Here is a 23,816-nt window from a genome sequence, read left to right on the forward strand (position 1 = left end):
GCCCCGACGGACGGGATATGCGGATGCATCTCGTTCGCTGGAGGCCCGACCGGGAATCGAACCCGGGTGCGAGGATTTGCAGTCCTCTACGTCACCACTCCGCCATCGGGCCTCGACGAGCGAGGCGGCGAAATGCGTCGGGGAGGGGCTTGTGTCAACACTTCTATTCTATTTCGACAAGGGGTCGCTTGGCGTGTGCGATGTGGCGCGATACAAGCGCCGGGATAGAACAAGTGTATTGCACGGCTAAAACAGCTATGCGACAAGGGTGGCAAGATGAAGCTCAACTCGATTGATTCGGACGGATACGTCGCAATGCGCCATGCAATGGTGGCAAGCCAGTTGCGGACCAATGCCGTCAGCGACTCCCGCGTCGTCGCGGCGATGGACCGCGTTCCCCGCGAGAACTTCCTGCCGGAAGACGCGCGAGAGATGGCCTATCGCGACACGGCGGTGCCGCTGGGCCGGGGACGTTTCCAGAACGTTCCGATCGCGACCGGACGGCTTCTGACCGAGGCGTTGTTGCAGCATACGGACCGCGTCCTGCTGATCGGTGCCGCGGGCGGCTATACCGCTGCGGTACTGGCCGAGATCGTCGCATCGGTGACCGCCGTCGAAAGCGATCCCGCGTTTGCCGAACTCGCGCGGAATGCGCTGGCGGGCAATGCGAAGGTGACGGTGGTCGAAGGACCGCTGGAGGCCGGGCATGCCGATGGCGCGCCGTACGACCTGCTGTTCATCGATGGCGCGATCGAGCACATGCCCGACGCGCTGGTCGCGCAGGTGGCGACCGAAGGCCGGGTGGTCGGTGGCCTGTCGGATCGCGGCGTCACGCGTCTGGCGGCCGGACGCCGGACCGAAGGCGGCTTCGCATTGCTGCCGTTTGCGGATATCGACTGCGTACCGTTGCCTGGCTTCGCGGTCGCGAAATCCTTCACCTTCTGAAAGTTTTAGCCGTAATGCGTCGCACTTCCCTGCTTCTCGGCACTGCGTACGCATTGGTTGCCGCACCCGCCTGCGCCGAAACGCTGAAGGATGCGCTGGCCAAGGCGTACAAGACCAATCCGACACTGACTGCGCAGCGCGCCAACGTCCGCGCGATCGACGAGAACGTGCCGATCGCCAAGGCGGCGGGGCGTCCCGGCGTCAATTTGACGGGCGGGTTCAACCAGCAGGTCCTGCGCGGCCCGGGCAGCACCAGCATCAATTCGCCGGAACGATCGGCCACGGCGCAGACTGCGTTGCAGGTGCCGATCTATTCGGGCGGCGCGGTGCACAATTCGGTCCTGGCCGCCGAGACGCGGGTGGATGCTGGCCGCTTCGGGCTTCGCGGCACCGAATCCGATCTCTTCACCGCCGTGGTGGGCGCGTATATGGACGTCATTCGCGACGAGGCGATCGTCGGGCTGAACCAGCAGAACGTCCGCGTGCTGGACGTCAATTTGCAGGCGAGCAGCGACCGGTTCCAGGTCGGCGACCTGACGCGGACCGACGTCGCGCAGTCGCAGGCACGACTGGCGCTGGCCCGCGGGCAGTTGCAGAGCGCACAAGCCCGTCTGATCTCCAGCCGCGAAAACTATATCCGTCTGGTCGGCGAGGAGCCGGGGTCGCTGGAAACGCCGCCGGCCATCCCGGGTACCCCGCCGAGCCCGGATGCGGCGGTCGAAGTCGCGTTGCAGAACAACCCCTCCTTCCTCGCGGCACAGAAGACGCGCGATGCGACGGCGTACGACATCAAGGTCGCACGCGCTGCGCGTCTGCCGCAGGTCGGGATCGGCGTGACGGGCAACTACTTCAACTATCTGGGAACGCTGGGGCAGGGGACCAACCTTCCCGTGGGCAGCCAGAACGGAACGAGCGCCGGTGCCGGACTGTCGCTGAGCCTGCCCTTGTTTCAGGGCGGCCGTCCTGCCGCGCAGGTCCGCCAGGCCGAGGCGCTCCGCGGCCAGGCGATCGAGCGGGTCACGGAAGCCGAACGCGCGGTGATCGCGAATACACGCGCGGCCTATGCCGTGTGGCGATCGTCGGAGCAGGTGATCGCATCGTCCGAGATCGCGGTGAACGCCAACCGCCTGTCGCTCGAAGGCGTCCGCGCCGAGAACAGCGTCGGCAACCGCACGATCCTCGACATCCTGAACGCGGAGCAGGAGCTGCTCAACTCGCAGGTGACCTTGGTGACGGCGAAGCGCGATTCTTATGTCGCGCGTTTTGCATTGCAGGCGGCGATGGGTCGGGCCGAGGCGCGCGATCTGGGCCTGGACGGTGGACCGCTCTACGATCCGATCGCGAATTACGATCGCGTGCAGGGCCGCTTCTCCGACTTCGGATCGGATGGCGAGCCGGCACCCGTCGCGACGCGCACCACGACGACCCGGCCGCAGGGCGCCGAAGTCACGCGGCCGCTGGATCCGATCCTCGACACGCCGGTGGACAGAGGACCGGCGGATCGAGCGACAGTTGACAGAGCCCCGGAAAATCCCGCAACTAAGCCGAAGTGAGCGCTGCTGACGTCAGCCGGGCATTCAAGGGTCGTGTCGATGGGTGATATCAGCGCCGAGCCGTCGATGGAGGATATCCTTTCCTCGATCAAACGCATCATCGCGGAAGAGGGCGACGCCGCGGTCGCCGGACGCAATGCGCGCCGTGCCGCCGCCGCCCCGCGCCAGCCGCTGCCGATCCCGCGCGCCGACGCGCATGATTTCGCACGGGACGAGGTGCTGGAACTGAGCGATCCGGTGCGGTCCGCTGCCCCGGAACCGACGCCGCCAATTCCTCCGGCGCCGCCGGTTGCCCGCGCGGAACCTGTCGCCGTAGAGCCGCCGCGCGTCGAATCGCTCACGCCCGCGGAGCAGGTCCGCGCCGCTGCCTTGGCGGCCGAAGCCCCCGCCCCATCAGCACCAGCCGCCGAACCCGCAGCCGCGCCCACCGGTTCGATCCTGTCGCCGCAAGCGACGCAGGCGACGCGCGGTCCGCTGGAGGCGCTGTCCCGGATGGTCGTGAAGCCGGAAAGCGGTGCATCCGACACGCTGGAGGGCCTGGTCCGCGAAATGTTGCGGCCGATGTTGCGCGACTGGCTGGACGCCAAATTGCCGACTTTGGTCGAGCAGATGGTGGCAAAGGAAATCGCGCGGATTACCGGTCAGCAATGATCCGCTGACGGGCCGTGCGGGGGCGTTGCTACCGCACGGATATTCGGCCTATCATCCGGCCATGAAGACGTTCCTGTCCGCGAGCCTGCTCGCCATCGCCGTAGCCGCCACGCCTGCCGCTGCCCGCCAGATCACCATCGATGACGTGACCATGCTGTCCCGCGCGTCCTCGCCCGACGTGTCGCGCGACGGGCGCTGGCTGGTGTGGCAACAGCGCGAAACCGATCTGGCGGCCGATCGCGGGCGTTTCGACCTGTGGCGTCTGGACCTGACGCGGCGCGGCGCGAAGCCCGAACGGCTTACCGCCGAAGCGGACGTCAACGAAACCGCGCCGCAATTCTCCGCCGACGGCCGCACGATTTACTTCCAGTCGGACAAGGGCGGCGATGATGCGATCTGGGCGATCGGTATCGATGGATCGGCGGCGAAGAAGCTGACCGGTTTTCAGGGCGGCTTTGGAGGGTTCAAGGTCGCGCCGGCGGGGAACAGGATCCTCGTCTGGGCGGATCGACTGCCGGGCGCGCCGAGCCTCGCCCCCGCGATGATCAAGAAGGACCCCAATGCTGGGCAGGGTCGCACCTACGACCAGTTGTTCGTGCGGCACTGGGATACGTGGGCCGATGGCACGCGATCGCAATTGTTCGTCCTGCCGCTGGGTCCCGATGGCGCGCCGGGGGACGGCGTCGCGATCGCCAAGACGTTGCTAGGCGATGCGCCGTCCAAACCGTATGGCGGTGGCGAGGAAGTCTCGTGGAGCCCGGATGGCAAGACCGTCTATTTCGCCCTGCGCGAGGCGGGACGGATCGAGCCACTGTCGACCAACCTCGATATCTTCGCGGTCCCGGCGGACGGGTCCACTGCGCCCGTGAACCTGACCGCGGCGAACAAGGGGACGGACAATCTGCCGACGGTTTCGCCCGATGGCCGGTCGCTCGCCTATTTCGCGATGGCGCGGGCGGGATATGAAGCCGATCGTCAGGTGCTGATGGTCCGCGATCTCGCCAGCGGGCAGGTGCGCGCAATGACTCAGGACTGGGATCGATCGGTCGGGTCGATCGCGTGGAGCGGCAATGGCAGAACGATCTACGTTACCGCCGACGATACGCAGGAAACCCCGCGTTCGCGGTCGATGCGGCGACCGGCAAGGTCACGCGGCTGACGCAGGCCGGGCACGTTTCGGGCGTGGTGCCGACCGCGAAGGGGATCGTCTTCGCGATGAACAGCCTGACTGCGCCGGACGATTTCTATCGCCTGGACGGCAAGCGGATGACGCGGCTGACCTCGATCAACGCGGACAAGCTGGCCGGTATCGACATGCCGACCGTCACGCGTTTCAGCTTCAAGGGCGCGAACGACGACACCGTCTGGGGCTATGCGGTGAAGCCGTATGGCAGCACGGGCAAGGTGCCGATCGCGTATATGGTGCATGGCGGACCGCAGGGATCGAGCAACAACAGCTGGTCCTATCGCTGGAACCCGGCGGTGTTCGCGGGCGCAGGATACGGGCTGGTCGCGGTCGATTTCCACGGCTCCACCGGATACGGCCAGGCATTTACCGATGCGATCCGCAACAATTGGGGCGGCTGGCCGCTGGAGGATCTGCAAAAGGGGCTGAAGGCGGCGACGGCGAAGTTCGGCTGGCTGGACGAGGGCAATGCCTGTGCCCTCGGCGCGTCCTATGGCGGATACATGATGAACTGGATCGAGGGGCAGTGGCCCGATCGCTTCAAGTGCATCGTGCAGCATGACGGCGTGTTCGACGCGCGTGCGATGGCGTACGAGACCGAGGAATTGTGGTTCGACGAATGGGAGCATGGCGGGAAGGCCTATTTCGAGGACCCCGCCGCGTTCGAAAAATGGAATCCGGTCAATTACGTCACCGCCTGGAAGACGCCGATGCTGGTGATCACCGGCGAGAAGGATTTCCGCATCCCCTATACGCAGGGTCTGGCGACCTTCACCGCCTTGCAGCGCCGCGGCATTCCGTCGCGCCTGCTGGTCAATCCGAACGAGAACCACTGGGTGCTGAAGCCGAAGAATTCCCGCCAATGGTATGGCGAAGTGCTCGGCTGGATGGACAAATATACCGGTACCGCGGCGAAGTAACTCGGCGGGGTGACGAATGCGGGAGGCTTGGCTAAAGCCTCCCGCATGACCGAACTTCCCAAAACCTTCGACCCCGCCGAAATCGAATCGCGCTGGTATGCGCATTGGGAAAAGGAGGGCCAGTTCCGCCCCGATCGTCCCGGCGCCGAGCCGTGGACGATCGTCAATCCGCCGCCGAACGTGACGGGCAACCTGCATATCGGCCACGCGCTGGACAATACGTTGCAGGACATCCTGACGCGGCATGCCCGGTTGAAGGGCAAGGACGCATTGTGGGTCGTCGGCACCGATCATGCCGGTATCGCCACGCAGATGGTGGTCGAGCGCAACATGGCGCTGAAGCAGCAGAAGCGGACGGATTTCACCCGTGACGAATTCGTCGCCAAGGTGTGGGAATGGAAAGAGGAAAGCGGCGGCACGATCACGCAGCAGTTGCGTCGGCTCGGCTGTTCGATGGACTGGAAGAACGAACGCTTTACGATGGATCCGGGCTTTTCGAAGGCCGTCCTCAAGGTGTTCGTCGAGCTTTACAACACCGTGAAACCAGACGGCACTCGTTTGTTGTACCGCGACAAGCGACTGGTGAACTGGGATCCTGGCCTCGGCACTGCGATCAGCGATCTTGAAGTCGAGACGCGCGAGATCAAGGGGCAGTTCTGGCACCTGCGCTATCCGCTAGAGGACGGGTCCGGCTTCATCGAGGTCGCGACGACGCGGCCGGAGACGATGCTCGCCGACATGGCTGTCGCGGTGAACGAGAAGGATGAGCGGCATGCGCACCTCGTCGGCAAGAAGGTGCGCCTGCCGATCACCGGGCGGCTGATCCCGATCATCACCGACGACCATGCCGATCCCGAACTGGGGTCGGGCGCGGTCAAGATTACGCCGGGGCATGATTTCAACGACTTCGAGGTCGGCAAGCGCGCGGGCATGAAAGCGGGCGAGATGCTCAACATGCTGGATGCGAAGGCGAACGTGACGCAGGTCGCGGACGGCCTGATCCCGGCCGAGTTGATCGGCCTGTCCACCGCGGAGGCACGCAAGGCGGTCGTCGCGCGGCTGAAGGACGAGGGGTTCCTTGTCCCGCACGTCGACAAGGAGGGCGTCGAACACGACAGCGAACCACGCACGATCCAGACGCCGTTCGGCGATCGCTCGGGCGTCGTGATCGAGCCGTGGCTGACCGACCAATGGTATGTCGATGCGGCGACGCTTGCCCAGCCGGCGATCGAGGCGGTGCGTTCGGGCGCGATCAAGATCGTGCCGAAGACGTGGGAAAAGACGTTCTTCAACTGGATGGAGGGGATCCAACCTTGGTGCGTATCCCGCCAGCTTTGGTGGGGGCACCGGATTCCGGCGTGGTTCGGGCCTTTGAAGACAGACGATCGCATAATGGACGGCACTGGAGTGTTTCCGACAAAATGCTTCGTTGCCGAAGATGAGTGCGAGCTTAAAAAGCAAATCGAAGATTACTACGGGTCTGACTGCAAGTTTCAGGTGGCTGATCAGGCTTGGGCGCCACTCTTTGCCTATTTAGAAGAGCATTCGGTTAATAGTGGTAAATCCTATTCTTCGGTCACGCTAATCCGAGACCCCGACGTTCTCGACACATGGTTCTCTTCCGCGCTCTGGCCGTTCGCGACGCTGGGCTGGCCTGATGACGTTTCCTCTAACCCCTCCCCTTCAGGGGGAGGGGCAAGGGGTGGGGGATGCCTCGCAGAGAAGCCAGCTTCCCGGACTGCCCCACCCCAACCCCTCCTCTGAAGGGGAGGGGCTCAAGAACAATCTCCACGGCCGCTACCCCAACGATGTGCTCATTTCCGGCTTCGACATCCTGTTCTTCTGGGACGCGCGGATGATGATGCAAGGGCTGCATTTCATGAAGGACGTGCCGTTCCGCACGCTGTACCTGCACGGTCTGGTCCGCGCGGCGGATGGGTCCAAGATGTCGAAATCGAAGGGCAATACGGTCGATCCGCTCGGACTGATCGACCAGTATGGCGCGGATGCGCTGCGCTTCTTCATGGCGGCGATGGAAAGCCAGGGCCGCGACATCAAGATGGATGAGAAGCGCGTCGAGGGCTATCGCAACTTCGCGACGAAGCTGTGGAATGCCGCGCGGTTCTGCCAGTCGAACGGCATCGTCGCGAGCACGACGCTGGAGGCGCCGAAGGCCGATCTGGCGGTCAATCGCTGGATCATTGCCGAGACGATCCAGGCGGTGCAGGCGGTCGATCTGGCGCTGGCGGATTACCGTTTCGACGGCGCGGCGAACGCGATCTACCAGTTTGGCTGGAGCCGGTTCTGCGACTGGTACATCGAACTGATCAAGCCCGTGCTCGGCCAGATGGACGCCCCCGCGACCGGCCCAGAGGCGGATGAGACGCGTGCGGTCGCGGGCTGGGTGCTGGATCAGTTGCTGGTCCTGCTACACCCGTTCATGCCGTTCATCACCGAGGAATTGTGGTCCAAGATGGGCCCGCGCGACCACGACCTGATCGTCGCCAAATGGCCGATGGCAGATGCCCGCGCGATCGATCCTGAGGCGGCGAAGGAAGTCGACTGGCTTATCCGTCTGGTCAGCGAGGTTCGCGCCGCGCGCAACGAACTGGGCGTGTCGCCGGGCGTCCGCATGCCGGTGCACGTGCGCGATGCCGGTCCGGATACGCAGGGAAGGCTGGCGCGGCAGAGCGCGGCGATTGCCCGGCTCGCCCGCGTCGATCTGACCGAAGGCGATGGCCCGGCGGGCGGTGCGGTTCAGGTGGTCGTGGATGAAGCGACCTTCGTCCTGCCACTGGAAGGGGTGATCGATCTCGACGCCGAACGCGCGCGCCTGACCAAGGCGATCGCGGCGGCGGAGAAGGAGCGGGATGCGCTGGCCGGGCGGCTCGGCAATGCCAGTTTCGTCGAACGCGCGAAGCCGGAGGCGGTCGAGAAGGCGCGGGCCGATCATGCGGACAAGGCAGCGGAGGCTGAAAGGCTCGGCGCGGCGTTGTCGCGGCTGGGCTAATTCGATTCCCCTCCCTGAAAGGGAGGGGTCAGGGGTGGGTTGGTTTGGGGCGTGCCATGCCCGACCCATCGGCCCACCCACCCCCGGCCCCTCCCTTCCCGGGAGGGGAGAAGGAAGAGAATGGCCGTTCGCTCCACCACCCGCCGCCAACGCGACCTGACCGTCGGGCCGATCGGCGCGACGTTGCTTGCCTTCGCGCTGCCGACGCTTGCGTCCAACGTCCTGCAATCGCTCAACGGATCGATCAATTCGATCTGGGTCGGCCAGTTCCTTGGCGAAGGTGCGCTGGCGGCGACGAGCAACGCCAACATCATCATGTTCCTCATGTTCTCCGCCGTTTTCGGGTTCGGCATGGCGGCGACGATCCTGGTCGGCCAGTCGGTCGGGCGCGGCGATATCGAGGGCGCGCGGCGGGCATTCGGGTCCGCCGTAGGGCTGGTCGTCGGCGGGGCGGTGATCATCGCGACGCTCGGCTGGATATTCGCGCCCCACATTCTCGAACTGTTGGCGACACCGGCCGAGGCGCAGCCGCTGGCTTTGTCCTATCTGCGCGTGATCTTCCTCGGGCTGCCATTGTCGATGCTCGGCGTGCTCGTCCAGATGGGCCTGCGCGGGACGGGCGACAGCGTGACGCCGCTCTGGTTCATGGTCCTGAGCGTGGTCGTCGATCCGACGCTCAACCCCTTGCTGATCAAAGGCATCGGCCCGTTCCCCGAAATGGGCATCGCAGGTTCCGCGACCGCCACTTTGGTCGCCGCGCTGGCATCGACCTTCGGGCTGATCGGCTACGTCTATGCGCGCGACCTGCCGATCCGGTTGCGCGGTGCGGAATTGCGCTACCTGCTGCCAGACCGGGCGCTCGTCCGCACGATCGTCGCGAAGGGCCTGCCGATGGGCGCGCAGATGCTGGTCATGTCGACGGCGGGGCTGACGATGGTCGGGCTGGTCAACCGGCTGGGTGTCGATACCGTCGCCGCCTATGCCGTATCGCAGCAATTATGGACTTATATCCAGATGCCCGCGATGGCGATCGGCGTCGCGGTCAGCAGCATGGCGGCGCAGAATATCGGTGCGGGCAGGTGGGACCGGGTGAATGCGATCACGCGGTCCGGTATCCTGTACAACACGATCATCACGCTCGCCGTGATCACCGCGATCATCCTGTTCGACCGCCCGGTGATGGCGTTGTTCATCAGCCCGGAAAGCGCGGCGATCCCGATCGCACGGCATATCCAGTTGATCAGCAGCTGGACGTTCGTGATGTTCGGAGCGACGATGGTGTTGTTTTCAACCGTGCGTGCGAACGGCGCGACGCTGGCGCCCCTGATCATCCTCGCGGTCTCGCTCTATCCGGTGCGGATCGGCTTCGCGATTTTGGCGCGGCCCTATCTGGGTGCGGACGCCTTGTGGTGGGCGTTTCCGCTAGGTTCGGCCGTTTCGCTGGCGCTTGCGATCTCGTTCTATCTGCGCGGGACGTGGCGGAAGGACACTTTGGTCGTGCCGTCAGAATCGGAGGATGGCCCGGAACAGGCGCACGCCGCGACCGAGCCGGCCGGCCGCACGCACCCGACCGGCTGACCCGCTTCCTCGGCGTCAGCGGGGCGCCATCACCTCGATGATCCCCGCCGCGACCTTCGCCATGACTGGCGTGGTCGCGAGAACCTCACCGTCGATCGAGATCGGCAGCTTCGGGATCGTGTCGATCCGCAGCGCCTTGCCGTGGAAGTCGCGCGTGTCCTCGTGACGGGCCTTATGGCGGAAGAAGCTCGCCGCCCAGTTCTTGACCAACCGGCGCTTAACATGGCCGACTACGGCCTGAACGACGATCTCCCCCGAATCGACCTCGGCTGCATCCACCAGTTCGGTGCCGCCGTGATAGGGACCATTCGAGATGCGAACCTCCACGACGCGCAACCGCACCGCGGTCGGGCCTTCCCCGACGATCAAGGTAAACGGCCGAAACTTGGCGAACTGATACGTCGCCCAGGCAAGATAACCGACCCGCCCGAATACCTTCTTCAGGCCATGCGGAACCGTCTTCGCGATCTGCGGCGACATGCCGAGCGCGGCGCAGTTGGCGAAATAATCGTTGTCTATCATGCCCAGGTCGATCCGGCGCGGCGCGCCGGTGCGCAACACCTCGACCGCGCCGGGAATATCCAGCGGAATACCGAGCGTCCGTGCGAAGCTGTTCGCGGTGCCGAGCGGGAGCACGCCGAGGATCACATCCTGCCCGACGAGCAGATCGACCAGCCCGCTGATCGTTCCGTCGCCGCCGCCCAGGATGACGAGGTCCGGCTTCTTGGCGAGCGCGGCGCGCAACTCGTCCTCCAGCCGCTCGGGATCGGGCACCGCGCGCGCGTCGACCGGGAAATCGAGCGATTCCATCGCCTCGCACGCGGCATCGAACTGCGCCTGCCCGGTGCGGGATTTGGTGTTGATGATCATCGCGGCGGATGTGATCGTTCTGCTCATGGCGCCCTAACGCACATCAATCGGTTTCGGGGGCGTCACAATCCCGCCCGTGCGATCATTTTACGATCGCGAACGTCACGATCAACTGCGCATTGGTTTCGACCGGCTTCGGGCTGACGGCGACCTCGACCGGCGGTGATGCCTGAACCGACGTCATGACTATCCGCGGGGCAATCCCCAAGGGACGGTAGAATGCGTCTCGCCCGCCCACATCATTGTCCATTACCGAGATCAGCGCCCCGAGCCTCGATCCGCTGGCGGTCGCCAACAGCTCTGCCCTGATCCGGGCATTCCGCATCGCGTCGGCGCTGGCGGACCGGATGGCGGCGGCCGTGTCGCGCAGGCCGAACGAACCGATGCGCGCATTGGCCGCGCCCAGCCGACCGGCGAGACCCACCGCCGTGCCGGCATCCTTGACCGACGCCATGACGATTTCGGTTTCGCTCTGCGCGATATGGCCGGACAGGCGGCAGGGGCCCTTGGGCTGCGCCGGGACGCCGGAATTTGCACCGGTCGACAGATCGTCCGTCATCGCTTCCATCCTCTCCGCTGCATCGGCCAGATCAAGGCCGAGCATCCCGCCGTTAGCGTCGCACCGGCCGATGCGGACCTCCCGGAACCCGATCGAACCGGTGTTGACGGTCAATTTCGGATCGAGCTTTTGTAGCGCGCCGAAGATCGCCTTCTGACGATCCGCCAAGGACTTCGTCGCCGCGTCCGGCGTCCTGCCTTCGCCGCGGATGGTCATGTCGATCGTGGCGACATCCGGAGGCGTGCTGGCCTTGCCGGTGGCGATGACGCGGATCGTATTGGGGGAGGGGACATCCTGTGCGATCGCCGCCCCCGGCACAATCGCGAGCACTACCGCTATCGTGTTCATGCGAATCATCCGACATCCCCTTTGGCTGGCCCCTCGAGCCCGAATGATACAACGTCACCCCGCCTGATTTGGCAAGCTTCGTGCCTTACCCTTGCGTCGCCGGAACGCAGGCTTCAAAAGCCGTGGCATGTCCGCTGCCTATCCCGCTCTCCGTCTTCGCCGCACCCGCGCCAGCGTGTGGAGCCGCCGCCTGCATGCCGAAACCGTGCTGACGCCGGCCGATCTGATCTGGCCGCTGTTCATTTCGGAAGGGCAGGGGATCGAGGATCCGATTGCATCGCTGCCCGGCGTGTCGCGCTGGTCGGTCGACAATATCGTGGCGCGGGCGAAGGAAGCGCGCGATCTCGGGATCGCCTGCATCGCTCTGTTCCCCAATACGCCCGCGCATCTGCGTACCGATCGCGGAGAGGAAGCGCTCAATCCGGACAACCTGATGTGCCGCGCGATCCGTGCGCTGAAGGATGCGGTGCCGGAGGTCGGCGTGCTGACCGACGTCGCACTCGATCCCTATACCGCGCACGGCCATGACGGCTTGCTGGACGAAGGCGGCTATGTGCTGAACGACCAGACCGCAGAAGTGCTGGTCGGGCAGGCGCTTAATCAGGCGGCGGCGGGTGCGGACATCATCGCGCCGAGCGACATGATGGACGGTCGCGTTGGACTGATCCGCGATGCGCTGGAAGGCGGCGGGCGCCACAACGTCCAGATCATGTCCTATGCGGCGAAATATGCCAGCGGCTTCTACGGCCCCTTCCGCGACGCGGTCGGATCGCGCGGGCTGCTGAAAGGCGACAAGAAGACGTACCAGATGGATTCGGCCAATGCCGAGGAAGCGCTGCGCGAAGTCGCGCTCGATCTCGCCGAGGGTGCGGACAGCGTGATGGTCAAGCCGGGCTTGCCGTATCTGGACATAATATTGCGTGTGAAGTCCGAGTTTCAGGTGCCTGTATTCGCGTACCAAGTGTCGGGGGAATATGCGATGATCGAGGCGGCGGTCGCAGTCGGCGCGGCGGAACGCGACGCGGTCGTTCTCGAAACGCTGATGGCGTTCAAGCGCGCCGGATGTTCCGGCGTCCTCACCTATCACGCGCTGCACGCGGCGAGATTGCTCGCCGGATGACGCAAGGGGTGGCGGTCGAGACGGAGCGGCTGATCCTGCGCGCCCCTGTGGCGGCCGACCGTCCGGTGTTACACGCAATGTGGGCCGACCCGCAGGTCATGGCGACGCTCGGCCCGGTCAAGTCCGCGGCGGACAGCGATGCGACGATAGAGCGACATCGCGGCTATGGTCGCGTCGGGCTGGGCTTCTGGGTCGTCGAGCGTCGCGATACAGGGGAAGCGATCGGTTTCTGCGGACTGAAGCCGGGGGCGGAGGACACGCCGATCGCGGGCGAGGTGGAGATCGGCTGGCTGATCGCGCGCGATCATTGGCGGCAGGGTTTCGCGCGGGAGGCTTCGGCGGCGACCCTTGACTGGGCTTGGGCGAATACCGATGCGCCGCGCGTCGTGGCGATCACCGCCGCGCGCAACCTGCCGAGCCAGGCGCTGATGTCGGAACTCGGCATGCAGCGGTTGCACGACCTTGATTTCATCCATCCGGCGCACGCGCGCAATCCTGCGCTGCGTGAGACCGTCGTATTTGCGATAGACCGACCGGACGCTTCATGATCGAAACCGAACGCCTTATCCTGCGGCCCTATGACGAGGTGCGGGACCGTGCCGCGATGCGCGCGATGTGCTCCGATCCGGACGTCATGCTCTATCTGCTGCCGGTGCCGGACGACGCCGCGCACGACGCGATGATCGTGCGCATGGAGGGGTATCTGGCCGACTTCGGATACACTTTCTGGACCGTCGAGCGACGCGCCGACGGCGCGATCCTGGGAGTCTGCGGGTTGAAGCCGGGTTCGCCCGACACCCCGATTGCCGGGGCGCTAGAGATCGGCTGGCGGTTCGCGCGCGAATATTGGGGGCAGGGCTATGCCAGAGAGGCGGCGCAGGCGAGCCTCGACTGGGCGTGGGACACTCTGGAATGCGAACGGGTGGTCGCGATCACGGTGCCGGAGAATGCGGCAAGCTGGGGCCTGATGGAACGGCTCGGCATGACGCGTATCGTCGGTGGAGATTTCGATCATCCCGCAGTGCCGGATGGCAGTCCGCTCAAACGTCACATTCTTTATCATATCGACCGCGCCGGATGAGCATAGCCGCCAAGGACACGTCCACGCCCATTCGGCTGCTGTTCGTCGTGGCGATCCTGAGCGGATCGTTCCTGCTGTTTCTCGTCCAGCCGATGGTCGCGCGCATGGCATTGCCCCGGCTCGGCGGCGCGCCGGCTGTGTGGAACTCGGCGATGCTCGTCTATCAGGCGTTGTTGCTCGGCGGATATGCCTATGCGCATTGGCTCGGCCGTTTCGCAGCGCGGCGGCAAGCCTTGGTGCATCTGGCGGTGCTGGTGGTGGCGATGCTGTGGTTGCCGCTGCATCTCAGCACGATGGAATTGCCGGCCGATGCGGCCCCGACCTTCTGGGTGCCGTGGCTGCTCGCGGTGTCGATCGGGCCGCTCTTCTTCGCGATCTCGGCACAGGCTCCGCTGCTACAACGCTGGTTCAGCGTTTCGAGCCACGGCGCGGATCCATACGCGTTATATGCCGCGTCCAATTTCGGCAGTTTCGGCGGCTTGATCGCCTATCCCCTGCTGGTCGAACCCATGCTCGCGATCCGGTCGCAGAGCTGGCTGTGGACGGGCGGATATCTGCTCGTCGTGCTGCTGGTCGCCGCCTGCGCATGGAGGTTGCCGCGGACGGCGGAAACCGGTGAGGCGCACGGTGTGGCAGCCACTCCTGCGCCACGCCCCGTACGCATCGCCTTGTGGATCGCGCTCGCGTTCGTGCCGTCCGGGCTGATGCTCGCCACGTCGACCTACATCACCACCGATGTCGTCGCCATGCCGCTCCTGTGGGTATTGCCACTCGGTCTGTACCTGTTGAGCTTCACGATCGCCTTCGCCGCCAATCGCGATCTGGCGGACATGCTGACGCGGATCGCGCCGATCACTATTCTGCTCTTCGGCGGCGTGATGGTCGGCGGGTATCAGGAAAAGCCGTATCTGAACGCCGGGCTTGCGCTGATCCTGCTGTTCATGGCGTCGGTTGCCCTGCACACCGCGATGTACCGCCTGCGTCCGGCACCGGACCGGCTGACCGGTTTCTACCTCGCCATGTCGGTCGGCGGGGCGCTGGGTGGCGTGTTCGCGGCGTTGATCGCGCCGATCGTGTTCGACTGGACGTACGAATATCCGCTGCTGATCCTCACGGCGGGGGCGCTGGCGCCACAAGGCTTCCTGATCGCGCCGGTGCGCCGTCTGTGGAACGGATCGCCCACGCGATCCCGGCTGCTCACGCTTGCCATCGCGGCCATCATGGCGGCCGTAGTGCTGGTGGTCATGAACCACGCCTCGCACGCCACGGACGAGGCAATGCCCGCGCCGGGGCTGGTGTTCCTGACGATCGCGGTCCTGGGGCTCGCCGTCATCGGTGCGCGCGTTGCGTTCGTGATTGTGCTGGCGGGAGCGCTGGTGGCGTTCGGCGGATACCGATCGATCATGATATCGATGGAACCCGATGCGCGGGTGCGCAGCTATTTCGGGGTCTACACCGTGACGCATGACGCCACGGTCCGCCAATTGGCGCACGGCACGACGATTCACGGCACGCAATTGCTCGGCAGCGTCGCGCGGGAACGGACGCCGACGGCCTATTACGTCCCGCAATCGGGTGTCGGGCAGGCGATGCTCGCACTGCCGACGCTATACGGCCCGAATGCGCGGGTCGGCGTGGTCGGGCTGGGGGCGGGCACGCTCGCCTGCTATGCACGCCCGGGACAGGATTGGCGCTTCTACGAGATCGACCCGGCGGTCGCGCGGATCGCCCGCGAACAGTTTACGTTCCTCTCGCGCTGCCTGCCCGGCGGTAAGATCGAGATAGGCGACGCGCGGTTGCGATTGCAGGCGACCGCCCCCGCGACATTGGACATGCTGGCGATGGACGCCTTCTCGTCCGATTCCGTTCCCATGCACCTGATGACGCGCGAGGCGTTCGCCGCGTACGGCCGCGTCCTGTCGCCGCGCGGCGTGTTGCTCGTGCATATCTCCAACCGTTTCCTCGATCTAGAGCCGGTCGTCTCGGCCGCCGCACGGTCGGGTGGGTGGCAGGCGGCATCCCTGACGTTCGATCGTCCCGCGAATGCGGGCGTCGCGGTGACCGGATCGGCATGGATCGCTTTGTCGCGGGACCCGTCGGTCATCGCGACGCTGAAGGCGCGCGACGATCGCTGGCAGACGCTGGGAAATTATCCGGGCTTCACGCCGTGGACGGACGATTATTCGACCATCCTGCCGCTGGTGAAGGCGTTCCGGTAGACCCGACGCACGTCAGGCTTGCGGCAGCAGCGCCTGCAGCCGCGCGACCGTCGCCTTCTGCGCCTCCAACTCCGCCTGCGCCACAGCGTGTGCGCTCTCCAACGCCGGATACGCCGGCTTGCCCTCCGCGGCACGCGCGAGTTCCGCCTGCTCAAGGTCGGTGACGACGGTCAGGCTTTGCGCGTGGAAGATATCGAGTTCGGCAAGCGCGGTCTGCGCCTCGATCCAGCGATTCCCGCCGACCGGATCGCCCTTCGCCACCCGGGCAAGCGATTTGGCCCGCTGCGCCGCGATCGCGAAGTCACGCTTGCTCGTCTGGACCGCAGTCAGGCTGGCCGCGACGATTTTGTCCGTTGCCGGATCCGGCTCCGCCACCGGCACCACGACGACGGGTTCGGCATCGCTGCGAGTCTCGATCGGACGGGGAAGCAGCGACGGATAGGTCGCATTGCGCTGCTCGACGCAGCCGCCGGCGGCGAAAAGCACGCCGCCCAACAGGAAAAGACGGGCGGGGGCGGGGGAAAATGTCATCGTGAAACTGCTTATGCGTGGAAAAAGCGACGCGCAATGTCCGAACAGGCAAGATACAGGGTTGCGTCCTCGCAAACCCGCTCGTATTGCACCGCCTCCACGCACCCATAGCTCAGCTGGATAGAGCATCAGACTACGAATCTGAGGGTCGGGCGTTCGAATCGCTCTGGGTGCACCAAAGTTTCCGGCAACCGGCAGATGAGGCCTTCTCATCTGCCGGTTGTTTCGTTTCAGGCGTCCGCTGGCTTGCCGACGCGGTTGGCGACAAGGTCGTCCACCACCGACGGATCCGCCAGCGTGCTGGTATCGCCGAGGCTCGAAATGTCGCCCTCGGCGATCTTGCGCAGGATGCGCCGCATGATCTTGCCCGACCGGGTCTTGGGCAGACCGGGCGTGAACTGGATCGCATCGGGCGTCGCGATCGGCCCGATCTCCTGCCGCACCCATGCGACCAGCGATTTGCGCAGCTCGTCGCTCGGCGTCTCGCCCGAATTCAACGTGACATAGGCGTAGATGCCCTGGCCCTTGATATCGTGCGGGAAGCCGACGACCGCGGCTTCCGCCACCGTCTTGTGCAGCACCAGGGCGCTTTCGACCTCGGCGGTGCCCATCCGGTGCCCGCTGACGTTGATGACGTCGTCCACCCGCCCGGTGATCCAGTAATAGCCGTCCGCATCGCGACGACATCCGTCCCCGGTGAAATAGGTGCCGGGATAGGTGCTGAAATATGTCTGGAAGAAGCGGTCGTGATCGCCCCACACGGTGCGCATCTGGCCCGGCCAGCTGCGCGTGATGACCAGATTGCCCTCCGCCGCGCCCTCCAGCACCTTGCCCTCCGCATCGACCAGCTTCGGTTCGACGCCGAAGAACGGGAAGGTCGCGCTGCCCGGCTTCAGCGCGGTCGCGCCGGGCAGGGGAGTGATCATCTGTCCGCCCGTCTCGGTCTGCCACCACGTATCGACGATCGGGCAGCGTCCCTCGCCGACGACCTGATGATACCAGCGCCACGCCTCGGGATTGATCGGCTCGCCGACCGTCCCCAGCAAGCGGAGCGACGACCGGTCCGTCGCCGTCACGTAGCTATCGCCTTCCTTCATCAGCGCGCGAAGGGCGGTCGGCGCGGTGTACAGCTGGTTGACCTTGTGGCGATCGACCACTTGCCAGATGCGCGACGGGCTCGGCCAGTTCGGCACGCCTTCGTACATCAACGTCGTCGCGCCGTTCGCCAACGGGCCGTAGACGATATAGGTATGCCCGGTGACCCAGCCGACATCGGCCGCGCACCAATAGACGTCGCCGTCGCGGTAATCGAACACCAGTTCGTGAGTCAGGCTGGCCCATAGCAGATACCCGCCGGTCGAATGCAGCACGCCCTTCGGTTTTCCGGTCGATCCGGACGTGTAGAGGATGAACAGCGGGTCCTCCGCATTCATCGGTTCGGGCGCGCAATCCGCATCCGCTTCGGCGATCAGGTCGCCATACCAAAAATCGCGCCCTTCGGTCATCGGCACGTCCGCGCCGGTTGCTTTGATGACGATGATTGTCTCGACGCTGCTGCTCAATTTTGCGGCGGCATCCACATTGGTCTTCAGCGCGACGCTCTTCCCGCCCCGGCAGCCTTCGTCGGCGGTGATGACGATGCGCGAGTCGCAATCGGTGATGCGGCCCGCAAGCGCATCGGGCGAGAAGCCGCCGAACACGATCGAATGTACCGCGCCGATCCGCGTACAGGCAAGCATCGCAACCGCTGCCTCGGGGATCATCGGCAGGTACAGGGTGACGCGGTCGCCCTTGCGCACACCCTTCGCCTTCAACGCATTGGCGAACTTGCAGACTTCGGCGTGAAGCTCGCGGTACGTGATGTGGCGCGGGCTGGCGGTGGGGGCGTCCGGCTCCCAGATGATCGCGACCTGATCCCCACGCGCCTCCAGATGCCGGTCGAGGCAGTTGGCGGAGACGTTCAGCACCCCGTCCGCGAACCAGCGCACCGCGAACTTTTCCTCGGTGAAGTCGCTTTCGTCCGCCAGTGTCGGCGCGGTCATCCAGTCGAGCCGCTGTGCCTGCTCCAGCCAGTATCCGGTCGGATCGGACAGCGATCGGGCATAGTCCTTGGCATAGGTTGCCGCGTCGATACGTGCGGTCTTCGCCCAGGTTTCCGGCACCGGATAGATGTCGTCGCTCACCGCTTATCCTTCCTTGGTTCGGCCATTCCTGGATCGAACGGCCTCAATTCACTCTTATGCCGATCCACACCGTACGCGGCGTGCCCAGATCGATCGAGCCGCCTTGATTGCGCGTGACGACGGTCTCGTCGAACAGATTCTCCGCGCGTCCGACCAGCGATACATGCTTGGCGACGGGAACGCGTACCACTGCGTCCACCGTCACCGCGCCGGGCAGGATATCGGTTTGTAGATCATTCTCATATTGCTTGCCGACATAACGCAATGTGCCGGACAGCGACCAGTCCCGCGCCGGCACCCAGCCCAGGGTCGCGCTGGCGGCGTGACGCGGGCTTTGCGCGGGAATGAAGCCGTCGAGACCCGCCGACACCCCGGTCGCCCGCACGCCGCTGTCGCTGAACGCATAGGATGCATCCAAGGAGAGCGAGCCGCGCGTCATGCCGGCGGTGAATTCCAATCCCTTTGCCACCACCGCATCCACGTTGCGACGCTGGCGCAGATTGGTGCCGATCGTGACGTTGGCGATCGCGTCCTCCAACCGGTTGTAGAAGGCGGTCAGACCGATCCGGACCCCATCCGCCGGTCGCACGTCGATCCCGGCTTCCACGCCGCGCAGTTTCTCCAGCCCCAATCGCGCATTGGCCTGTGTTGTCACGGGGAAGACGACGAACGGGCGGTAGAGTTCGTTCAGCGTCGGCAGGCGGAAGCCGGTATAGCCGGCGACGCGCACCGCGACCGCGTCACTTGCGCGGTACAGCGCGCCGGCCCTGCCGGTCACCGCGGTCCCTGCACGATCGTCATATCTCTGGTCGCTCATCACCGATCCGAGCGCATTCGCCTCCCGGAAGAAGCCGCTGGTGATCGTCCAGCGATCCGCGCGAATGCCGCCGGTCAGCACCAGCCGGCCGATGCTCCAGTCATCCTCGACGAACAGCCCGGTGGTGCTCGTCTTCCCTCCGGCATTGCGCCGCGTGGTGACGAGGCCGGTGACGGTACTGTACGCGTCCTCGAACAGTTCGCCGTCCGCAAGTCGCGTGTCCACGCCGATGCGCAGGACATGATCCGCGCCGACCGGCGGGCGGATTTCGATCTTGCCGCCGATGCCCATGGACGGCGTGTTGCGCTGGTCCAGCGTCAGGCGGAAGTTGGTGCTGCTGATCACCTTGTTGGCGAAGTTGCGCACCTGGACATACGTGAGCGCATCGACCTGCCACCGTCCGCGCCGGACCAATCGGATGCTGGCGTCCTGGCCCTCCGATGCGCTGTCTGCCCCGCTGAACCGCAACGTGCGGTCGTCGCGGAACAGCAGCCCGCGGAATTGAAGCTCGGTATCGACGTCGATCGGTGCGACGGCGCGCACGCCGGCCGACCAGTCGCGATAGCGGGCGCGGACCGTCGCCGGGACGCGCTGATTGTCCGGTGTCGTGAAGAAACCGTCGCCGCGCTCGAACCGTCCTGACACCGTGGCATAGCCACCGCCCAGATCGGGCGAGATGCTGCCGGTAACGCTCATCGCGTCGTTGCTGCCGTAGAAGCCGCTGCCGGAGTAGGTCGGCAGATCGGCGCGGGTCGCACTGACCAGTTCGACGGTACCGGCCACCGCGCCCGCCCCGAACGGCCCCGATCCGCCGCCGCGCGTGATCCGCACACCCGACAGACGATCGGCGGACAAGGCCGTGAACGGAATATAGCCGAAGAACGGATCGGCCAGCGGTACGCCGTCCAACAGCACGAGCGCGCGGCTCGACGCATTGCCGCCAAGCGCGCGCAACGTCACGCCCTGCGCGGACGGGTTGGCGGACCGGCTGTCCGAGCGGCGGAACTGCTGGAAACCGGCAACGTCCTTCAACACATTCTCGACGCGATCGGATGCCTCGTTGTTCAGGCGCGCGCGATCGATGATCGAGGATCCGTAGGCTGGCGTTCCCGGCGGCAGCTTCAACCCGGATCCCAGGACGACGATCTCGCCCTCGTCATCCGGTGCGCTTTGCGCGAACGCCGGGACCGTCAGACAGCAGGCGATCAGGCATAAGGGAGGTGTAAGACGCATCGGGGCAGCAACTCACGAACGGCGGAAAAGGCGAACCGAAATCAGACCGGTCACGGAATAATCGTCCGTGCACGTCGCCGGACATGCAAACGCCCGGGCCGTTTCCGACCCGGGCGTCCTGCGTGACGATCGCTCGTCAGCCCCCTTTGTCCCGCTATCGCGCCACACCCTAAGGCGGCTCTGAAAGCATTCCCCGAACCACGGCCATTGCCTGTGTGTCAGTGACAGTGTTGCTAGGCAGCGCGGCGCGGTTTGTCACCGGCTATGTGGCTTGCATGGTCGGATTGCGGCGGCCCTGTGACGATTCCGCAACAGGGTGTTTCGGTTGCCAGCGGCAAGGGGCACGCCTAGAGCAGCCACCATGATCCTCTCCCGTTACGAACGCATGATCGCCCGGCGCTATCTGCTGCCCGGCAAGGGCGAGGCGTTCATCTTCCTCGTCGCCTCCATCAGCCTAGTCGCCGTGATGCTCGGAGTCGCCGCGCTCGTTATCGTGATGAGCGTCATGAACGGCTTCCGCGCCGAACTGTTCGACAAGATCGTCGGCCTGAACGGCCATGCCGTGGTCCAGGGTATCGGCGGGCGCTTGCCCGACTGGCGCGATATCGTGGCGACCGCGCGTGCCACGCCGGGCGTGACCTCCGCTACGCCGCTGATCGAACAGCCTTTGATGACCAGCTATAACGGCCGGGTCGAGGCGGTTCTGGTGCGCGGGATGCGCGTCGCCGACATCCGCAACAATGCGACGATCAACGGGAAAGTGGTGCTGGGATCGCTCGCCACGCTGACGGTCGGCAGCAACAAGATCGCGATCGGGTCGCGGCTCGCCGATGCGCTCGGCGCGACGGTCGGCAGCGAGATATCTTTGATCAGTCCGCAGGGGCAGACGACGCCGTTCGGCACCGTACCGCGGATCGTGTCCTACACGGTTGGCGCGATCTTCGAGATCGGCGTGTACGATTACGACAAGGCGTACGTCATCATGCCGATGGAGGATGCGCAGACGCTGTTGCTGATGGGTGACAGCGTCGGAATGGTCGAGGTGCAGACGGAGGATGCCGACCGCGTCGCGACGATCCTCGCACCACTTCAGGAAAAAGTCGGGCGGCAGGCGGTGATCGCCGACTGGCGTCAGATGAACGCGCAACTGTTCGAGGCGCTGGCGGTGGAGCGGGTGGCGATGTTCACCGTTCTGTCGATCATCATCCTGGTTGCCGTGTTCAACATCCTTTCGTCGCTGATCATGCTGGTCCGGGCCAAGACTCGCGACATCGCGATCCTGCGCACGATGGGCGCGACGCGCGGCGGTCTGATGCGCATCTTCATGGTCGTCGGCACGACGATCGGCGCGCTGGGCGTGGTCGCGGGGCTGGTGCTCGGCTTCATCTTCCTGTTCTACCGACAGGGTGTGGTGAACTTCGTGCAGTTCGTGACGGGGCAGAATCTGTGGGATCCCTCGATCCGCTATCTCACCGAATTGCCGTCCAAGACCGATCCGGTCGAGATCGTCGTGATCGCGCTGATGGCGCTGGTGTTCAGCTTCCTCGCGACCCTGTATCCCGCATATAAGGCGGCAAGCACCGATCCGGTTCAGGTTTTGCGCTATGAATGACGCCATTCTCCACGTCACCGGACTGACCCGGAGTTTCTCGCAAGGGGGGCGTCACGATCGACGTTCTCCGCGGCGTCGATCTGACCGTCGGGCGGGGCGAGATCGTCGCGTTGCTGGGGCCCTCCGGCTCGGGAAAATCTACCATGCTTCAGGCGGTTGGCCTGTTGGAGGGTGGGTTCGCCGGATCGATCATGATCGCTGGCGAAGAGGCCGCCAAACTGGACGCGCACGGCCGCACCCTGGTGCGCCGCGACCAGCTCGGCTTCGTATACCAGTTTCACCATCTTCTTCCCGACTTCAACGCAACCGAGAACGTCGTCCTCCCGCAACTCGTCCGCGACGCGCCGCGGGCGCAGGCGGACGAGCGCGCGATCAGCCTGTTGACCGCTCTCGGTCTCGGGCACCGGCTGACGCATCGACCGAGCCAATTGTCGGGCGGCGAACAACAGCGCGTGGCGGTGGCGCGCGCGCTCGCCAATCGCCCGGCTTTGGTGCTGGCGGACGAACCGACCGGCAATCTGGACGAAGCCACGGCGGACGTCGTGCTGACCGAATTTCTGCGCCTTGTCCGCGGCGAGGGATCGGCGGCATTGGTCGCGACGCACAACGAACGGCTGGCGGCGAAGATGGATCGCGTGGTTCGGCTACACGAAGGGCATCTGGCCTGATGGGAGCGATAGCATGACGGCGATCACGGATCTGAGTGTCACGGCACCGGACGGCACCGCCGCCGCTCTGTCGGACTATGCCGGCAAGGTGCTGTTGATCGTTAACACCGCGTCCAAATGCGGTTTTACGCCGCAATATGAAGGGCTGGAAGCGCTCCACCGCGACTATGCCGACAAGGGCTTGGAGGTGCTCGGTTTCCCGTGCAATCAATTCGGCGCGCAGGAACCGGGCGACGCGGCCGAGATCGCGAACTTCTGTTCGCTCACCTACGATGTCACCTTCCCGGTCTTCGCCAAGGTCGACGTCAACGGTCCGAACGCCGATCCGCTCTTCGTGGAACTGAAGAAGCAGGCGCCGGGCTTTCTCGGCACGTCGGGGATCAAATGGAACTTCACCAAGTTCCTGGTCGACCGCGACGGAAAGGTCGTCGAACGCTATTCCCCGACGACCAAGCCCGAGGACATCCGCAGGGATATCGAAAAGCTGCTCTAGGCGTCATACCTAGCGAATTTGGTTCACGCGGAGACGCGGAGACGCGGAGTGTTGCGCCGCAGGCAGCGGCCCCTTCAAGGAGCGCTTGCATATTATGCCGGCGGCGCCACGGCGCGCTTCTTCTCCGCGCCTCCGCGTCTCCGCGTGAACCAATGTAATCTGAACCGCCCGCCTCATCACGCCGAGCATTCGACGAAGCGCGCTTCCCGAATCAACCCTACGCCCCCATAGTCACACGC

The 23,816-nt window shown here is 65.2% G+C and carries 16 protein-coding genes, 2 tRNA genes and 3 pseudogenes; 15 read left to right on the top strand and 6 right to left on the bottom strand.

Features of this window, described 5'->3' with window-relative positions; translation table 11 throughout:
• Positions 1–38 precede the first annotated feature (38 nt).
• Positions 39–112, bottom strand: a tRNA-Cys gene (locus tag H5J25_RS08885).
• 164 nt (positions 113–276) lie between these two features.
• Here H5J25_RS08885 and H5J25_RS08890 point away from each other — a divergent pair.
• The 7 genes and pseudogenes from H5J25_RS08890 (at position 277) to H5J25_RS08920 (ending at position 9,843) form a co-directional block, all read left to right on the top strand.
• A complete protein-coding gene (locus H5J25_RS08890; RefSeq protein ID WP_202095743.1) occupies positions 277–945 on the top strand; it encodes a protein-L-isoaspartate O-methyltransferase family protein in 669 nt (222 codons plus the stop codon).
• Positions 946–959: 14 nt separating this feature from the next.
• Positions 960–2,498, top strand: a complete 1,539-nt coding sequence (locus H5J25_RS08895; RefSeq protein ID WP_202095745.1) for a TolC family outer membrane protein — start codon at positions 960–962, stop codon at positions 2,496–2,498.
• A gap of 39 nt (positions 2,499–2,537) precedes the next feature.
• The gene (locus H5J25_RS08900) at positions 2,538–3,149 is read left to right on the top strand and encodes a DUF2497 domain-containing protein (protein WP_202095747.1); all 612 of its coding nucleotides are present in this window, start codon (positions 2,538–2,540) and stop codon (positions 3,147–3,149) included.
• Between the two features lie 61 nt (positions 3,150–3,210).
• Positions 3,211–5,255, top strand: a pseudogene (locus tag H5J25_RS08905) (prolyl oligopeptidase family serine peptidase).
• A 45-nt stretch (positions 5,256–5,300) separates the two neighbouring features.
• The gene (locus H5J25_RS21620; protein ID WP_404829597.1) at positions 5,301–7,019 is read left to right on the top strand and encodes a valine--tRNA ligase; all 1,719 of its coding nucleotides are present in this window, start codon (positions 5,301–5,303) and stop codon (positions 7,017–7,019) included.
• 19 nt (positions 7,020–7,038) lie between these two features.
• Positions 7,039–8,265 (top strand): annotated as a pseudogene (locus H5J25_RS21625) (class I tRNA ligase family protein); the annotation flags it as partial.
• Between the two features lie 120 nt (positions 8,266–8,385).
• The gene (locus H5J25_RS08920; protein ID WP_202095751.1) at positions 8,386–9,843 is read left to right on the top strand and encodes an MATE family efflux transporter; all 1,458 of its coding nucleotides are present in this window, start codon (positions 8,386–8,388) and stop codon (positions 9,841–9,843) included.
• 15 nt (positions 9,844–9,858) lie between these two features.
• Here H5J25_RS08920 and H5J25_RS08925 read toward each other — a convergent pair whose 3' ends face one another.
• Positions 9,859–10,740, bottom strand: coding sequence for a diacylglycerol/lipid kinase family protein (locus H5J25_RS08925; RefSeq protein ID WP_225883458.1), 882 nt, complete (start codon positions 10,738–10,740; stop codon positions 9,859–9,861).
• Positions 10,741–10,795: 55 nt separating this feature from the next.
• Positions 10,796–11,629, bottom strand: a complete 834-nt coding sequence (locus H5J25_RS08930) for an SIMPL domain-containing protein (protein WP_202095753.1) — start codon at positions 11,627–11,629, stop codon at positions 10,796–10,798.
• Positions 11,630–11,747: 118 nt separating this feature from the next.
• Here H5J25_RS08930 and hemB point away from each other — a divergent pair, with 118 nt between their 5' ends.
• From hemB to H5J25_RS08950, 4 genes are read left to right on the top strand one after another with little or no spacing between them, the layout of a single operon-like run.
• Positions 11,748–12,740, top strand: coding sequence for a porphobilinogen synthase (gene hemB / locus H5J25_RS08935; RefSeq protein WP_202095755.1), 993 nt, complete (start codon positions 11,748–11,750; stop codon positions 12,738–12,740).
• On the top strand, positions 12,737–13,288 hold the full coding sequence (locus H5J25_RS08940; protein ID WP_225883459.1) for a GNAT family N-acetyltransferase: 552 nt from the start codon (positions 12,737–12,739) through the stop codon (positions 13,286–13,288). Before hemB ends, H5J25_RS08940 begins: the two co-directional genes overlap by 4 nt.
• Complete coding sequence (locus H5J25_RS08945; RefSeq protein WP_202095759.1) at positions 13,285–13,821, top strand: GNAT family N-acetyltransferase; 537 nt, start codon at positions 13,285–13,287, stop codon at positions 13,819–13,821. The genes H5J25_RS08940 and H5J25_RS08945 overlap by 4 nt, the downstream gene beginning before the upstream one ends.
• Complete coding sequence (locus H5J25_RS08950) at positions 13,818–16,040, top strand: spermidine synthase (protein WP_202095761.1); 2,223 nt, start codon at positions 13,818–13,820, stop codon at positions 16,038–16,040. The genes H5J25_RS08945 and H5J25_RS08950 overlap by 4 nt, the downstream gene beginning before the upstream one ends.
• A 12-nt stretch (positions 16,041–16,052) precedes the next feature.
• Here H5J25_RS08950 and H5J25_RS08955 read toward each other — a convergent pair whose 3' ends face one another.
• Positions 16,053–16,571, bottom strand: a complete 519-nt coding sequence (locus H5J25_RS08955; protein ID WP_202095762.1) for a hypothetical protein — start codon at positions 16,569–16,571, stop codon at positions 16,053–16,055.
• 101 nt (positions 16,572–16,672) lie between these two features.
• Here H5J25_RS08955 and H5J25_RS08960 point away from each other — a divergent pair.
• Positions 16,673–16,749 (top strand) — tRNA-Arg (locus H5J25_RS08960).
• 52 nt (positions 16,750–16,801) lie between these two features.
• On the opposite strand, the gene acs is transcribed toward H5J25_RS08960, so the two are convergent.
• Positions 16,802–18,754, bottom strand: a complete 1,953-nt coding sequence (acs, locus tag H5J25_RS08965; protein ID WP_202095764.1) for an acetate--CoA ligase — start codon at positions 18,752–18,754, stop codon at positions 16,802–16,804.
• Positions 18,755–18,797: 43 nt separating this feature from the next.
• Positions 18,798–20,804 carry a TonB-dependent receptor gene (locus tag H5J25_RS08970; RefSeq protein WP_202095766.1) on the bottom strand — a complete coding sequence of 669 codons (2,007 nt, stop codon included), beginning with the start codon at positions 20,802–20,804 and terminating at the stop codon, positions 18,798–18,800.
• A gap of 361 nt (positions 20,805–21,165) precedes the next feature.
• Between H5J25_RS08970 and H5J25_RS08975 the strand changes: the two genes are divergently transcribed.
• From H5J25_RS08975 to H5J25_RS08985, 3 genes and pseudogenes are all read left to right on the top strand, one after another.
• Positions 21,166–22,416 (top strand): lipoprotein-releasing ABC transporter permease subunit, encoded by a 1,251-nt coding sequence (locus H5J25_RS08975; protein WP_202095768.1) that lies wholly within the window; start codon positions 21,166–21,168, stop codon positions 22,414–22,416.
• Positions 22,409–23,084: pseudogene (locus H5J25_RS08980) on the top strand (ABC transporter ATP-binding protein). Before H5J25_RS08975 ends, H5J25_RS08980 begins: the two are co-directional and overlap by 8 nt.
• Positions 23,085–23,097: 13 nt before the next feature.
• Positions 23,098–23,577, top strand: coding sequence for a glutathione peroxidase (locus H5J25_RS08985; RefSeq protein WP_202095770.1), 480 nt, complete (start codon positions 23,098–23,100; stop codon positions 23,575–23,577).
• Positions 23,578–23,816: the final 239 nt, after the last annotated feature.

This window comes from Sphingomonas aliaeris (genome assembly GCF_016743815.1).
Lineage (GTDB): Bacteria > Pseudomonadota > Alphaproteobacteria > Sphingomonadales > Sphingomonadaceae > Sphingomonas > Sphingomonas aliaeris.

Excerpts from the sequence above, each read along its gene's own strand:
- H5J25_RS08890 (WP_202095743.1), top strand. The coding sequence starts at position 277 with ATGAAGCTCAACTCGATTGATTCGGACGGATACGTCGCAATGCGCCAT.
- H5J25_RS08895 (WP_202095745.1), top strand. The coding sequence starts at position 960 with ATGCGTCGCACTTCCCTGCTTCTCGGCACTGCGTACGCATTGGTTGCC.
- H5J25_RS08900 (WP_202095747.1), top strand. The coding sequence starts at position 2,538 with ATGGGTGATATCAGCGCCGAGCCGTCGATGGAGGATATCCTTTCCTCG.
- H5J25_RS21620 (WP_404829597.1), top strand. The coding sequence starts at position 5,301 with ATGACCGAACTTCCCAAAACCTTCGACCCCGCCGAAATCGAATCGCGC.
- H5J25_RS08920 (WP_202095751.1), top strand. The coding sequence starts at position 8,386 with ATGGCCGTTCGCTCCACCACCCGCCGCCAACGCGACCTGACCGTCGGG.
- H5J25_RS08925 (WP_225883458.1), bottom strand. The coding sequence starts at position 10,740 with ATGAGCAGAACGATCACATCCGCCGCGATGATCATCAACACCAAATCC.
- H5J25_RS08930 (WP_202095753.1), bottom strand. The coding sequence starts at position 11,629 with ATGATTCGCATGAACACGATAGCGGTAGTGCTCGCGATTGTGCCGGGG.
- hemB (WP_202095755.1), top strand. The coding sequence starts at position 11,748 with ATGTCCGCTGCCTATCCCGCTCTCCGTCTTCGCCGCACCCGCGCCAGC.
- H5J25_RS08940 (WP_225883459.1), top strand. The coding sequence starts at position 12,737 with ATGACGCAAGGGGTGGCGGTCGAGACGGAGCGGCTGATCCTGCGCGCC.
- H5J25_RS08945 (WP_202095759.1), top strand. The coding sequence starts at position 13,285 with ATGATCGAAACCGAACGCCTTATCCTGCGGCCCTATGACGAGGTGCGG.
- H5J25_RS08950 (WP_202095761.1), top strand. The coding sequence starts at position 13,818 with ATGAGCATAGCCGCCAAGGACACGTCCACGCCCATTCGGCTGCTGTTC.
- H5J25_RS08955 (WP_202095762.1), bottom strand. The coding sequence starts at position 16,571 with ATGACATTTTCCCCCGCCCCCGCCCGTCTTTTCCTGTTGGGCGGCGTG.
- H5J25_RS08970 (WP_202095766.1), bottom strand. The coding sequence starts at position 20,804 with ATGCGTCTTACACCTCCCTTATGCCTGATCGCCTGCTGTCTGACGGTC.
- H5J25_RS08975 (WP_202095768.1), top strand. The coding sequence starts at position 21,166 with ATGATCCTCTCCCGTTACGAACGCATGATCGCCCGGCGCTATCTGCTG.
- H5J25_RS08985 (WP_202095770.1), top strand. The coding sequence starts at position 23,098 with ATGACGGCGATCACGGATCTGAGTGTCACGGCACCGGACGGCACCGCC.